At 39.8% G+C, this 13,210-nt stretch carries 13 protein-coding genes and 1 other RNA gene; 9 read left to right on the forward strand and 5 right to left on the reverse strand.

Translation table 11 applies throughout. The annotated features are described in order from the left end of the window. The 4 genes from FDW87_RS19090 to FDW87_RS19105 all read left to right on the forward strand — a co-directional run. Positions 1-973, forward strand: a 973-nt coding sequence (locus FDW87_RS19090; RefSeq protein WP_137380059.1) for an ATP-binding cassette domain-containing protein, incomplete at its 5' end; no start/stop codon positions are given. Positions 974-980: 7 nt separating this feature from the next. After that, the gene (locus FDW87_RS19095) at positions 981-2,144 is read left to right on the forward strand and encodes an HlyD family efflux transporter periplasmic adaptor subunit (RefSeq protein ID WP_137380066.1); all 1,164 of its coding nucleotides are present in this window, start codon (positions 981-983) and stop codon (positions 2,142-2,144) included. A 72-nt stretch (positions 2,145-2,216) separates the two neighbouring features. Then, positions 2,217-2,580: a transfer-messenger RNA gene (gene ssrA, locus FDW87_RS19100) on the forward strand. A 165-nt stretch (positions 2,581-2,745) separates the two neighbouring features. Then, positions 2,746-3,975: an integrase domain-containing protein gene (locus FDW87_RS19105; protein ID WP_170975121.1), complete on the forward strand. Its 1,230-nt coding sequence runs from the start codon at positions 2,746-2,748 to the stop codon at positions 3,973-3,975. A gap of 81 nt (positions 3,976-4,056) precedes the next feature. Here FDW87_RS19105 and FDW87_RS19110 read toward each other — a convergent pair whose 3' ends face one another. Next, the gene (locus FDW87_RS19110; protein ID WP_137380061.1) at positions 4,057-5,808 is read right to left on the reverse strand and encodes a UvrD-helicase domain-containing protein; all 1,752 of its coding nucleotides are present in this window, start codon (positions 5,806-5,808) and stop codon (positions 4,057-4,059) included. A gap of 2 nt (positions 5,809-5,810) precedes the next feature. After that, the gene (locus FDW87_RS19115) at positions 5,811-7,970 is read right to left on the reverse strand and encodes an ATP-dependent endonuclease (protein WP_227659664.1); all 2,160 of its coding nucleotides are present in this window, start codon (positions 7,968-7,970) and stop codon (positions 5,811-5,813) included. A 306-nt stretch (positions 7,971-8,276) separates the two neighbouring features. Here FDW87_RS19115 and FDW87_RS19120 point away from each other — a divergent pair, with 306 nt between their 5' ends. From FDW87_RS19120 to FDW87_RS19130, 3 genes are read left to right on the forward strand one after another with little or no spacing between them, the layout of a single operon-like run. Next, positions 8,277-9,179 (forward strand): hypothetical protein, encoded by a 903-nt coding sequence (locus FDW87_RS19120; RefSeq protein ID WP_124302410.1) that lies wholly within the window; start codon positions 8,277-8,279, stop codon positions 9,177-9,179. Between the two features lie 3 nt (positions 9,180-9,182). Next, positions 9,183-9,389 (forward strand): hypothetical protein, encoded by a 207-nt coding sequence (locus FDW87_RS19125; protein WP_071698745.1) that lies wholly within the window; start codon positions 9,183-9,185, stop codon positions 9,387-9,389. 46 nt (positions 9,390-9,435) lie between these two features. Next, positions 9,436-9,849, forward strand: a complete 414-nt coding sequence (locus tag FDW87_RS19130; RefSeq protein ID WP_137380062.1) for a hypothetical protein — start codon at positions 9,436-9,438, stop codon at positions 9,847-9,849. Between the two features lie 445 nt (positions 9,850-10,294). Here FDW87_RS19130 and FDW87_RS19135 read toward each other — a convergent pair whose 3' ends face one another. Genes FDW87_RS19135 through FDW87_RS19145 form a run of 3 tightly spaced genes read right to left on the reverse strand, consistent with a single transcriptional unit; the run spans position 10,295 to position 11,563 of the window. After that, the gene (locus FDW87_RS19135) at positions 10,295-11,053 is read right to left on the reverse strand and encodes a hypothetical protein (protein WP_198924050.1); all 759 of its coding nucleotides are present in this window, start codon (positions 11,051-11,053) and stop codon (positions 10,295-10,297) included. Then, entirely contained in the window at positions 11,040-11,297 is a 258-nt protein-coding gene (locus FDW87_RS19140; RefSeq protein WP_137380063.1) for a hypothetical protein, read from the reverse strand. The genes FDW87_RS19135 and FDW87_RS19140 overlap by 14 nt, the downstream gene beginning before the upstream one ends. 11 nt (positions 11,298-11,308) lie before the next feature. Beyond that, positions 11,309-11,563 (reverse strand): hypothetical protein, encoded by a 255-nt coding sequence (locus FDW87_RS19145; RefSeq protein ID WP_137380064.1) that lies wholly within the window; start codon positions 11,561-11,563, stop codon positions 11,309-11,311. Positions 11,564-11,942: 379 nt separating this feature from the next. Between FDW87_RS19145 and FDW87_RS19150 the strand changes: the two genes are divergently transcribed. Both FDW87_RS19150 and FDW87_RS19155 read left to right on the forward strand, forming a co-directional pair. After that, on the forward strand, positions 11,943-12,356 hold the full coding sequence (locus FDW87_RS19150) for a hypothetical protein (protein WP_137380068.1): 414 nt from the start codon (positions 11,943-11,945) through the stop codon (positions 12,354-12,356). Next, a partial coding sequence (locus FDW87_RS19155) for a relaxase/mobilization nuclease domain-containing protein (protein ID WP_137380065.1) occupies positions 12,325-13,210 on the forward strand: 886 nt, incomplete at its 3' end. The genes FDW87_RS19150 and FDW87_RS19155, both read left to right, overlap by 32 nt.

Below are 13,210 nucleotides of genomic sequence, written 5' to 3' on the forward strand. Positions count from 1 at the left end.
CAAAAACTGGCAGGCGTTCATGGTCATTGAAGGCACAATGACCACCGGCGCGGTGGTGGCCGCGTCGATGCTCGGTTCCAGAATGATTGCCCCGATGGCGAACCTGTGCGGCGTGCTGGCCCGCTGGCAGCAGGTCAAGGCGGCGAAGATGGGGTTAGACAGCATCATGCAGCTTCCCACCGAAACGCAGTACGATGAAGACCGGGTACATCAGGAGATTTTTCACGGCCATTATCTGTTTGAAAACGCGCACTTTCGCTACCACAGCGACGATCAACGCGTTCCGCTGCGCATCTCACGTCTGGAGGTCATGCCCGGCGAACGGGTGGCGATCCTCGGGCGTAACGGCGCCGGGAAATCAACACTGCTGCAGGCCATGGCGGGCGGCGTGGAGATTATCCAGGGCGATGTCCGACTCGATAACCTGAGCCTGGCGCAGATCGATATGGCCGATTTACGCCGCAATATCGGTTTTCTCAGTCAGAATGCGCGACTGTTTTTCGGCACCCTGCGCGAGAACCTGACCCTCGGCGCACCGCATGCCAGCGACGCGCAGATCTTCGAAGCGCTGGAGGTCAGCGGCGCGGCAGCTTTCGTTAAACAACTCGCCAAAGGGCTGGCGCACCCCATTATGGAGGGCGGCAACGGTCTGTCCGGTGGACAACGGCAGTCGATCCTGCTGGCAAGAATGCTGCTGCGATCGCCCAATATCGTGCTGCTCGACGAACCCAGCGCCTCGCTGGATGAACATACCGAACGAGAGTTTATTCAGCGCCTGAACCAGTGGCTGGGCAACCGAACATTGATTGTCGCCACCCATCGCGTGCCGGTTCTGGAGCTGGTCGAGCGCGTAGTGGTGTTAAAAGAAGGTCAACTGGTCATGGATGCCCCGAAAGCGCAGGCGCTGAATGCGAGCCGGGCACCAGCCCCTACTCACGGTCGGGAGTGGAAAAATGAAAACCAATCCGCATGACGCTGCCATGGACGACCTCGATATCCGCCGCGAGCACCGTTTCTCCGGGGCCAGCCGCATTATTCTGCTCAGCACGCTGCTGTTTGCCGTCCTGGGTATCTGGGCGTATTTCGGCAAGCTGGATGAAGTCTCGACCGGCAGCGGGAAGGTAATCCCCAGTTCGCGCGAGCAGGTATTGCAGTCGTTGGATGGCGGCATTCTCGCCGAGCTCACGGTACGCGAAGGAGATAAAGTACAGGCTAATCAGATTGTCGCGCGCCTCGACCCCACTCGCTCTGAGTCCAACGTTGGGGAGAGCGCCGCCCGCTATCGCGCCTCACTGGCTTCCAGCGCAAGGCTCAATGCCGAAGTTAACGATCTGCCGCTCATTTTTCCCGCTTCACTACGCGCCTGGCCGGATCTCATCGCCTCCGAAACGCGCTTGTATAAAAGCCGTCGCGCGCAGCTCGCTGATTCTATGGCAGAACTGCAGGATGCGCTGGTCTCGGTAAATAAAGAGCTGGCCATAACCCAACGGCTGGAAAAAAGTGGTGCCGCCAGCCACGTTGAAGTGCTGCGCCTGCAACGACAAAAAAGCGATTTGGGATTAAAAATCACCGATCTGCGCTCACAATACTTCGTGCAGGCGCGGGAAGCGCTGTCAAAAGCCAATGCCGAAGTGGATATGCTGGCGGCTATTTTGAAAGGACGCGAGGATTCCGTCACCCGCCTGACCGTGCGCGCGCCGATGCGCGGTATTGTGAAAAACATCCAGGTCACTACCATTGGCGGCGTTATCCCGCCCAATGGCGAGATGATGGAGATTGTACCGCTGGACGATCATCTGCTGATTGAAACTCGCCTGTCTCCGCGCGATATCGCGTTCATCCACCCCGGCCAACGGGCGCTGGTGAAGATAACCGCTTATGACTACGCGATTTACGGCGGTCTGGAAGGCGTAGTCGAAACTATTTCCCCGGATACTATTCAGGACAAAGTGAAACCGGAAATATTCTACTACCGCGTGTTTATCCGCACCCATCAGGACTTCTTACAGAACAAACTGGGACGCCATTTCTCCATCGTACCGGGAATGATTGCCACAGTGGATATAAAAACAGGTGAAAAAACCATCGTCGACTATTTAATCAAACCGTTTAATCGCGCAAAAGAAGCACTGCGCGAGCGGTAAATCCTTGAGGATTAGGGGTTGCGGGGGCTGGTCACGCGTGTCACAAGTCTGTTATACTTGCTCTAACACATTGGGGCTGATTCTGGATTCGACGGGATTCGCGAAACCCAAGGTGCATGCCGAGGGGCGGTTGGCCTCGTAAAAAGCCGCAAAAAAATAGTCGCAAACGACGAAAACTACGCTTTAGCAGCTTAATAACCTGCTCTGAGCCCTCTCTCCCTAGCTTCCGCTCTTAAGACGGGGATCAAAGAGAGGTCAAACCCAAAAGAGATCGCGTGGAGGCCCTGCCTGGGGTTGAAGCGTTAAATCTAATCAGGCTAGTCTGGTAGTGGCGTGTCTGTCCGCAGGTGCCAGGTGAATGTAAAGACTGACTAAGCATGTAGTACCGAGGATGTAGGAATTTCGGACGCGGGTTCAACTCCCGCCAGCTCCACCAAATATTGATGTACTGAAGTTCAGTAAAGTCTACTAAGCCCGCACAGCACAAGCTCTGCGGGCTTTTTTACGTCTATTGTAGTCTAGCGAGAATTGCTGAGAACTACGAGTTATGGCACCCTGAATGGGACCCACTAAGAAGGGTCCAAAAACCGAGGGTCCCAAAATGGCAAAAATCGCTAAGAAGCTCACTGACACTGAAATCAAAAGCACCAAGCCAGCCGACAAAGAAATCAACTTGTTTGACGGTGATGGTTTGATCCTGCGAATCGCTCCTCTCGCAAAAGGAGGGAAGAAGAATTGGTATTTCAGATATGCGGTGCCAGTGAGTAAGAAAAGAACCAAAATGAGCCTTGGGACCTACCCTCACCTCACTCTGGCAAGAGCAAGAGCCTTGCGAGATGAATACCTTTCCTTGCTTGCCAATCGCATTGATCCTCAAGTCCATAACAACAATAAAGCTAATGCCTTAAAGAATGCTACTGAACACACTCTCCAAACCGTGGCAAGGAAATGGTTAGATGAGAAGGTAAAGACCTCAGGTATCTCACAAGACCATGCAGAAGACATCTGGCGAAGCCTGGAGAAAAATATCTTTCCCGGCTTGGGTAATGTTCCTATCAATGAGATCCGCCCCAAACTCTTAAAGCAACATCTCGATCCTATTGAGCAAAGAGGAGTCCTCGAAACTTTACGGCGAATCATTTCCCGATTAAATGAAATTTTTCGTTATGCTGCAACTGAGGAACTTATCGAGTTCAATCCTGCTGATAACCTTGGGCAACGGTTCAGTAAGCCGAAGAAACAGAATATGCCAGCATTACCCCCTTCCGAACTCCCCCGCTTCCTGGTTGCTCTAAACAATGCTTCTATCCGTTTAGAAACAAGGCTACTGATTGAGTGGCAACTTCTCACATGGGTTCGCCCTGGTGAAGCTGTTCGCACAAGATGGTCAGATATTGATATAGAAACCGGCATGTGGAACATACCATCCGATTTTATGAAAATGAAGAAGCCACATAAGGTCCCATTAAGTAAAGAAGCTTTGCGAATATTGGATTCAATGAAAGCCATCAGTGGGCACAGAGAGTGGGTTTTCCCCAGTATCAAAGCTCCACTCAATCATATGCATGAACAAACAGCGAATGCGGCCATAATCCGTATGGGCTTTGGTGGAGAGCTTGTAGCCCATGGAATGAGATCTATTGCACGAACGGCCGCAGAGGAGTCGGGTAAGTTCAGGACAGATGTCTTAGAAGCGGCCCTTGCTCACTCGAAGAAAGATGAAATAATTGCCGCATATAATCGCGCAGATTATCTCGCAGAACGAGTGGTTCTCATGCAATGGTGGAGCGGCTATGTGCAAGCTCAAAGGTTAAAAGCTTATGCTGCCTAAACAATTGACAAAGCAGAAAAGAAAATAAGTACTATATTTCCCCGTAGCAATAATACCAAAGTTATTGCTACCAAAGGGTACTTAAAGCTGTGGAGTGACCTGATATGGATAACCTTTTTGTGTCTTATGACCGCTTTCAGATATCAAATATAAATGTTTTTTTGCACGAGACCCTATGACATATAAGAGCCTGCGAGCCACATAATTTTGATGTGCAGGGCTACAATCTATAATGTCATTCCAATTTGGTATTTTTCCATTTAATAGCCCGGTGCAAATAATGACATCGTACTCATCTCCTTTTGTCGAATGACAAGTCGTAATTTTAACTCCGCTTTTAAAATTAAAAAAAGAATGAAGATCATTTGCCCTATAGTTCATACTATATTTAGCCATTCGTTTTTTAGTAGCATCTATCAAGCAGATCATTTCTTTATAAGCATAGCTTTGATTATTAACATCCAATCCTAATGAACTACAGAAGTTAGTTATAAGATTTTTTATCCAAATATCTATTTCACAATTATAATCCAATGCAAATTCTATTTTATTTATTTCTTTTATGATTTGCTTTGGAGATAAGAATTTTGTATATGACTCTAAATCATTTAATTCTTTGAGTAAATCTCGCAAAAGTTTCTGCCTAACAAGATAATTAGATGGATTCTTTTCAATTAAAGCAAGCTTTACAAGATTGAGCCACAAGTTTTCATTATTTTTAGGTATGGGAGAAACCATAATACCATCGATATCCAGATCAGAATTTAGTGATATAATTTCATTGGATAATTTTATTACATCAAACCAACTTGGGCATAGAACAGCAATTTCACCAGGAGAAATACCTTGTTCTAAGTGAGTTCTTATTAATCCTGAAACATAAACAGACAACTGGGTGATATCAACACTATTTTCCTTGAGTATCACAGAAGGAAATGTCTTCAGTTCTGACAATGAATTAATATAATAGGCATCATCTTTATATTTGCTATAAAAATCTATGATCGATTGACTACTACGGAAACAACCGGTTAACCTCATTTCTTCTAATTCTTCAAGGTTGAAGTAATTGAACAACTCTTCTCTATTTTTAACAACCGCTCCCAATCCAGTATATATTGCTTGTTCTTTATCACCAATAAAAGTAACCAAGGAATTTCTTTTACTTACTATAAGCCTTAGTATTTCATATTGAATATGAGAGGTATCTTGATATTCATCGACTAAAATATATCGCATAATTAAAGATAGTCTTTCACATAGCACATCATTCTTCAATAATAAATTGCACGTTAAATTCAAAATCAAATCAAAATCGATTAATCGATTCTCATACAAATAGGAGTGATAGGCTTTTACCACTGAATATTCAGCAGTATTTCGAGAATATACCGGAGTAAAACTTAAGTCTAAAAGCGTATCTATTTTATCGTAAGGAGATAAGTTATAACGTTCTCTCAGATCATTTAATATAAATTCTTTTTCATACTCATCAATTACATTAAAACCTTTGCTGAGCCTTGGAATTCTATCAATGTTAGGCTTTATAATCCAATTTAAACAAAAACTATGTATTGTTCCAATCCACAATGAATCGCTATTTATACCATATGAAATAATTCTTTCGAGAATAGTATCTGCTGCAACATTAGTGTATGTCAATGCCACAATTTTTTTCTTACCTATATCAAACAACTCCTTATTTTCAAGGATAAAACAAAGTTTGGAAACCAATGTTTTTGTTTTTCCTGAACCTGGACAAGCTGTAAGTAATAGATTGCCATCAAATTTTACAGCATCTAGTTGTTCAGATGTCAAATTTCTATATGGCATAATTACAACTCCCAAAATCTAGAAAAGCTATCATTGAAATGTTTCCTATACTCTTGCATCTTTTTATCAAAATCAGGTTCAGAATTAATCTTGTTGCATACATCATCCCAGTGAGTTCCCATTAAAGACATATTATAGGCAAGCATTTTAGTAAGCACAGCATTCAGTTCTCTATCTTTAAGTGCAAAATGAATCGCTTTTAATATATAGTCAGGAACACGATTCTCATTATGGAGATACTCTACCATTTCAGTAGCTAACCACCCTTTACCTATTTTATTGGCGAAAAAAAGAGCAGTTCTAAATCTTACCCGTAAATCATCGGAATTAATACCTGCAACAACTCGCTCAATATCACCTGATCTTTTATATGTTGTCCTAATGACACTGTTGAAAAGATCGGAATTTTCATCATACCGAACAAGCTCTGTTTCAAACGTATTCTCTGCATAAAAAACGGAGACAAATTGATTGCCTTCTACATACTCTGCCAACTCTCGTTCTCTGCGTAAACCGTCAGTCTCAGCGTTTTTCAAAGATTCAACGAAATCAGCATCAAATAGTTCATCCGGTTCTTGCACATATGCCAAATCTTTATCAGTTAAAATTGCGCAATAGCGTTTTAATCTATTACTATGAAAAAGATTTGAAATATGCTTAAATACAGTCCCATCCAATTTTATTAAGCTAATACCTAATTCATCCAAGCTAATACCTAAAGTGACCTTTATAAGTTCTGGGATTATTATTAATTCAGCATCACCCTCTACGAGAATTACACTTTTAGCAAACAACACATCACTACGGATTGCATCAAGATATCTTTCAATTGACGAAATTTCTTTTGGCTGTAGTCCGTTGGAAGGCTGATAGATATCTGTATATCCTCGTTGCCGAGCCAAAATATTCATCGACGAGATTTTAGAAACAGAGCTTATTTGGGTTGAATGAGTCGAAACGAAGACTTGAGTATTTTGAAAATTAAAATTGTCAAATAAAGTTTTCTGAATATGATTATGTATATGAGCCTCTGGTTCTTCAATCAATAGGAAATGAGTTATATGCTCTTCAGCATCTCTAATTTCTTCATACTCATATAATTTTAAAGCCAAATATATTAAATTTGCCCCCCCAAGACTTAAATCATCAATTCTTCCTGAACCGTCATAATCTAAAGAATCCTCGACTACTAATCCAAGTGATTGGATTAATTCAGTAAAATCTTCGGGTAGTTGTGATGAAACCAATATTTTTGGCGAATATGTTGAGCCAACCGTATTAAGTAAAGATGTTGATATTTTATTACTTAGTCGAGCAATTTCAGGAATTGCTGAAATTTGTTCATTAATGTTCTTAACATTCTCAGAAATATCTTTTCTATCATCAATTTGTTTGCTTTTTAAAGTGAGCAATTTATACAGTGGATTAGTTTTATAATACTTTAAATCAGCTACCACGTTGCGAAGAGCCTTGACATAAGTACAAGCAACTTCACTACCTAAGGCGAAGTATGGCGGTTTTTTTACACCAATGACTGTAGCATCATCTTCATTGGGATTTGAAAAAATGTAATTTTCAAAATCCCCAACTACTTGCTTATAAACTTCGTCATTATTAAAATCAACTTTTGTTCTAACAAAAGCGACAGCCTCGTAAGTCTCTTTGGATATTATACAAGTTGATTTCAACTCTGTAAAAGCCTCTAATCTTGATTCTAAATCTTTATTATCTACAGTTAACTCGTATAGCTTTTGCCTAATATGAAATCTTGGGCGATATATAAATGTATAATTTCCTTCTTTTAATGCCTCTTCGTTACCATTATTTATTGTATAGTTCGCAATAACCTGTTCTTCTTCAGATTCACTTAAATCATCAAAATACATTGTGATAATAATCCAGTGCCCGAAGGGGTCATTTAAGCCACGATAAAAATCTTCACCTGATAGAACTCTTGAATTCATTGGAAGTGAGTCATCAAGAATCAATCGCATAGCATTAAACAAATTTGTTTTACCTGAAGCATTCTCACCGATAATTGTATTCACTGAGTTTTTAACAAAGCAGAAATTTGAGCTTCGAAAGTTTTTATAATTTCTAATAGCTAATTTATTGATATACATAGTAATCGATTGGACCCTTAGCATAGTTTTATTACACATTAGATTACTCCATAGCCACAAGAAGCACAAAGCTATCGAGTACAAAAGTCTGACTAAGTCAAGTAAAAGCAAGGTAATTTACAAGAAAGACTAAAAGAAATGATATAATATCATATGTAAATTAAATTATGAAAACCAATGCGGTGATTAAACTACTTTTAAATCAATACCTTATATTCAATAAAAATTAATATTGACGATGAAACATAACTATCGGATATTAAGTAAACAAAAAAATTCAGATACATCCTAACAATGATCTTGATACTTACTGACAGTAACGATGTTCATGCAGACATAGTTTCGATGAAACTCGGTGATAACTATTTCCGTTTGAATTTAGATATAGAAGCCCTTAAAGATACAAAAATTAGCTTTGATGGCTCTGAATGGACTATCTCCCAGAACGGAAAAACAATCAAAAATTCATCCGTAAAATGTGTTTGGCCAAGGCGGGTATCTGTTCAAGTCAATTCTGAACAACAGCAAGATCAAAGTAATGGTTTCAGATTATGGCGATCTGAATGGAATAAAAGCCTTTTTGGTCTATATAATGCATTATCTGAAAGTTGCTGGTTTAATCATGTAAGAGATGCAACTCTCGCTGATAACAAGTATTTTCAACACAAGATAGCTAATGAAGTTGGGCTAAATAATCCACTATTTATAACTTCAAACTCCAAAGAAGACCTCAAAAATTTCTTAACTACTTACCCTGATTCGGTTCTTAAATTCATGTCTCAAGATATGTATATCTCTGAATCAGGTGAGTTATTAGGTCTATATGTAAACAAAATAACTTTAGAACAATTAGAAAGTTTTGCAAACTATTCAGAAAATCCAATTACTCTTCAAAAATATGTTAATAAAAAATTTGAAGTTAGATACACAGTAATTGAAGATGAACATTTTGCTTGTGCTATAGACTCTCAGCATTCAAACAAGGCAAAAATAGACTGGCGTAGATACGATATACCTAATACACCGCACTGGAAAATTGATGCACCCACTTCGGTGAAGGAAAAAATAAATTCCTTAATGTCTAAGTTAAACCTTCGATATGGGGCTTTAGATTTCATCGTTGATGAAAATAATGACTGGTGGTTCTTAGAGGTGAATTCTGCTGGTCAATGGTTGTGGATCGAAGATTTATCCGGCATGGATATTTCCGGGTCCATTGCAAATTGGTTAACTTCAAATAGCAGGTGAACTATGAATGTATTTGGTTTAAATTTTCTTGAAAAAATGGAATCGGAACAAAAAGTAGATGTTTCAAACTGGGCTTGGAAACCAGAAAATAGTGAAGCTCAGAAGATCTACGGCTCAGGGATGTCTACTAAGTCACGTGAATCTACTTATGCTGCTGAAAAAGATAGCAGAGAAGATTCAGATCGCCCCAATGAAGGTCTGGCAGCCTAACCACTAGAGCCAGCCACTGCTGGCTCAATTAAAAATGAATTAAATTATGAAAAAAATTCCAAAACCGCTGATAGACACGTACAAAAAAAGCATAAAATTATTATTTGTTCTCATAATATTATTTTTTTTCTTTGACCTTAGCTCACCATATTTATTAGTTTTTCCAATTTGTATTGTTATACCTTTCTTTTATCGTTTGGTAGAATTAAAAAATAAAACTGAACGTGATCTGATTAAATCAGCAAATGATACTGTTTTATTTTCAGTAAGTGCTCTAACAACTGCCTTACTAACTTTAAAAACATTACCCAATACGTCTATAGACTTTTTTGATAAATTCATGATAAATAACATTGGTTATCTTGTCATTTGCCTCTATACCATATTACTAACAGTAAAAGCTATCGTTGCACGATTTGAATATAAGGAAAATATGTTGAAATATAAATCTGAAAAATGAAGAATTCTATTTTTCACTGTTAATAGCATCCGATATCATACATAATAATGGTGAAAAAAACAATGAAACCGCTACATAGGTAGTGATGACTTTTTCTTTTAAACCGGACAATTCGAAATACCTCATCGAAAAAGTGTCCGATAAGTTTAAATAAATTAAGGATGCTAAAATTGAGGCGATATAAATTATCACAATATACTTCATTATTTTTTTATTCATAAAACCCTCCTACAATTAATATATATTAACTAACATCCTTTTACGTTTTGTCAACTCAAGCAAGGGCTAACACAGAGAAGCTATGCTTCTCTGTGTTGCCTTGCTTTTCCGCTCTACGATTGAAAAGGGCTCAATGGAAATATGGTTAAATAATAAAACACTAATTCTGAAAAAAATAATTCTTTCAAGAGACCTTTGAGCATCAAGATAATATTACTTATCTTTATTAGCTGTTCAATAAAGAAGGGGGGTTTATTAACCATATAAGTACAAATACTGCTATAGCCCCCGTTGCTCTTACAGAAAAACGTTGGAACCTTGTTTCAACATTCAGAAGCCCCGGTATGATTGCTGCGATGGCCGCAAGAGATATGGCAATCAGCCCCCTGAAAGTAAAAATCTGGACAGGTGTTGGATTAGGGATAATTACAACAAGAGCTAAAATTATCAGCGAAAAAACCAATCCTACGCATAATCCTGTAACAAGCTGCCATCTTGGAGTTTCTTTCAAATCCTTTGCCCCTTCATATTTAAATCCTGAGGTGGGAAGATTGTTAATGGCAAAAAGCCCTTCTAATTTCTTCCAACTTTCATTTTGAAGATATTCTTTTGTCATCCTTTGCATATTTGCATAAGCATTCTCATCAGGTCTGTTAAGACTTGTTCCCAAAACCTCAGAATGACTTCGCAGGAAATTATGATGAACAATGATAGCCATCAAAACGCTATGACAGTTTTCAGCAAAACCAGTAACCCATTTACCATTAACATGAGCTCCTAGCAAACCACTACTTCCAACAAATGACTCTACAAAATTAAAATAATCAGCACCTAATTGCTGACACTGAAGTAACTCTGATAGAGAGAGATCTGCTCCTTTGCTCTGCAACCTAAGAACTATTGGGGTCATATGAGAAACATATTTTTGCTTCAAAAGTGCAATTTTAGCTTCTGCATCAATAACTGCTTGCTCATTTGTCATCATCTGAGTTCGTCTTGGTTGCAAGTAAAAGTAACGTAGTTAGATCAGAGTTATCAACTCCTTCTAAACCCGCAACATTTATAGACCCCAGGACTTCACAAACTAAGCTTTCGATGTTAGCTCGTGTAGGTTCCCCATCAAACTCTTTTAATCTTTTAGCAATCTCCTCCAACTGAGAATTTGTAGGAGACCAGTTTTTGATCCGCAGTGCTACTTCAATTTCTTTTTTAAAATTATCAAGACTCATTATAAATGTTCCTATTTTTTAGTTGCCAATTGTAATAGTGTAGTTAAATCTGAGTTATCAATTCCGCTATAGGAATATCTTCCAGTTCTAGGACAGTATCTCCTTACCACCTCAAACCAATCGTTAACTGTAGGCTCAAGACCTTTAGCTAACAATGCTCTAATGTCTTTTTTAATCAACTCAAGTTGATCAGGTGTTGGACAATCAGGTGCTGTGCCAAATTTAATTTTCAAACACTGAGCTAATTTTTTATCATTGGTATCCATGTCATTCCTTTTCGATCTTTAAAAATTAATGCCACTAAGAGAGACTACAACAAAAAACTAACATCCCGCAACATTCTTTAACCTTACTGAATTATTCCACGGTATTTCTTATTTTACTATTTATCATCTGAGATACACAAATCATAATTTTCAATCAAAGTCATTAAAAACCAACAATTTTCACTAGCATATTTTCAATGTCTTAAGTTAAATTATAGAGATTAAAACCATAAATCAACATTAATAATAAATTTAGAGCAATACCTAGAACCATTCCGTCATATTGACTTTTAAAATCGATAGATTATAAACAATATATAGCATAAGGATTATGCGATATATTTAAAACATAGGAGTTTATATGGAATTAAACCCATCAATGCCTTGCATTGTAAAAAGAATCCCCTCCGAAATAAAACAATCCTCAAACCTGATACCAGAGACACTCAGAACTCACTGTGTCAGTGTTCGTCTGAATAACGCAGAATTGAGCAAGCTAAACACATTGAGAGGAGATTATGCAAAAGGCGAATGGTTTCGAATGGCTTCGTTACAGAAGCTGCCAACGGTTGTGCCTCCTGTAAACATCAATACCTGGAAGACCCTGGGTGAGATCAATCATAAGCTAAACCGTATTGCTCTTCATATCTATAGCAAGAGTAAAGATAGCCAGCTTACCCATACTGAACTATTTGCTGTTAGAAGATTAATTAAAGAGCTTCGCCAGCACCTGATAAATGCTGACATATGGAGCAACCCCGATGAAGGGTATGCAGAAGATCAAAAGGGGTAAGAGCTTCGCTGGTGTTGTTCAATATGCATTGAAGCCAGGTTCACATCATAAAAGTGATCCAATCGTCATTGGCGGGAACATGTTAGGTGATTCAGCCCTTGAACTGATCGCTGAATTCGATAGCACCAAACATCTTCGCCAGGATGTCGCAAAACCAGTTTGGCACAACTCGCTTCGCTTACCCAACGGTGAATCACTAACGGCTGAACAATGGTCCAGCATCGCAGATGACTATATGAGGAGAATGGGATTCGGTGATACCCATCTCCGTTGCTATGTGCTTCATGACGATTCTGCTGGTCAGCACATACACATTATCGCCAGCAGAATCGACATAGCTGGTGGGAAGCTCTACTTGGGTAGGAACGAAAACCTTATAAGCACACGAATTTGTAGTGAACTCGAAATCGCTCACGGTCTGACAGTGACCAAGACAGCACCTTCCATTACACCAAAGCAACAGAAGCGAAGAAAGGTATCCCGTAATGAACAAATGCTTTCAGAACGGATAGGCCTTCCCTCCCCCAAGGAAGCTCTCCAACAGATACTTGATAAAAGTTTGGCAGATACACCTGACCTTTTAACTTTTATCAAAAGGCTGGAAGAAGCAAAAGTCGGCTGGACGGCTAACATTGCTTCTACCGGTAAGATGAACGGCTTCTCATTCGAATACCGCGATATAGCATTCAAAGCTTCGCAATTGGGTAAGAGCTACTCCTGGGCAAATCTCAGTAATCGGCTTAACTACAACCCCGACCACTTAGAAGCTTTACGAACCAACACACCGGCAAAAGACCACTCTGCTCCTGCTCCTGCTCCTGCTCCTGCTCCTGCTCCTGCTCCTGCTCCTGCTC

This window comes from Citrobacter sp. wls826 (assembly GCF_005281245.1).
Taxonomy (GTDB): domain Bacteria; phylum Pseudomonadota; class Gammaproteobacteria; order Enterobacterales; family Enterobacteriaceae; genus Citrobacter; species Citrobacter braakii.

What these genes read in the sequence shown, in the direction of transcription:
- FDW87_RS19135 (WP_198924050.1), bottom strand. Translation starts at nt 11,053, where the DNA reads ATGATGACAAATGAGCAAGCAGTTATTGATGCAGAAGCTAAAATTGCA.
- FDW87_RS19125 (WP_071698745.1), top strand. Translation starts at nt 9,183, where the DNA reads ATGAATGTATTTGGTTTAAATTTTCTTGAAAAAATGGAATCGGAACAA.
- FDW87_RS19140 (WP_137380063.1), bottom strand. Translation starts at nt 11,297, where the DNA reads ATGAGTCTTGATAATTTTAAAAAAGAAATTGAAGTAGCACTGCGGATC.
- FDW87_RS19145 (WP_137380064.1), bottom strand. Translation starts at nt 11,563, where the DNA reads ATGGATACCAATGATAAAAAATTAGCTCAGTGTTTGAAAATTAAATTT.
- FDW87_RS19105 (WP_170975121.1), top strand. Translation starts at nt 2,746, where the DNA reads ATGGCAAAAATCGCTAAGAAGCTCACTGACACTGAAATCAAAAGCACC.
- FDW87_RS19095 (WP_137380066.1), top strand. Translation starts at nt 981, where the DNA reads ATGGACGACCTCGATATCCGCCGCGAGCACCGTTTCTCCGGGGCCAGC.
- FDW87_RS19150 (WP_137380068.1), top strand. Translation starts at nt 11,943, where the DNA reads ATGCCTTGCATTGTAAAAAGAATCCCCTCCGAAATAAAACAATCCTCA.
- FDW87_RS19110 (WP_137380061.1), bottom strand. Translation starts at nt 5,808, where the DNA reads ATGCCATATAGAAATTTGACATCTGAACAACTAGATGCTGTAAAATTT.
- FDW87_RS19120 (WP_124302410.1), top strand. Translation starts at nt 8,277, where the DNA reads ATGAAACTCGGTGATAACTATTTCCGTTTGAATTTAGATATAGAAGCC.
- FDW87_RS19130 (WP_137380062.1), top strand. Translation starts at nt 9,436, where the DNA reads ATGAAAAAAATTCCAAAACCGCTGATAGACACGTACAAAAAAAGCATA.
- FDW87_RS19115 (WP_227659664.1), bottom strand. Translation starts at nt 7,970, where the DNA reads ATGTGTAATAAAACTATGCTAAGGGTCCAATCGATTACTATGTATATC.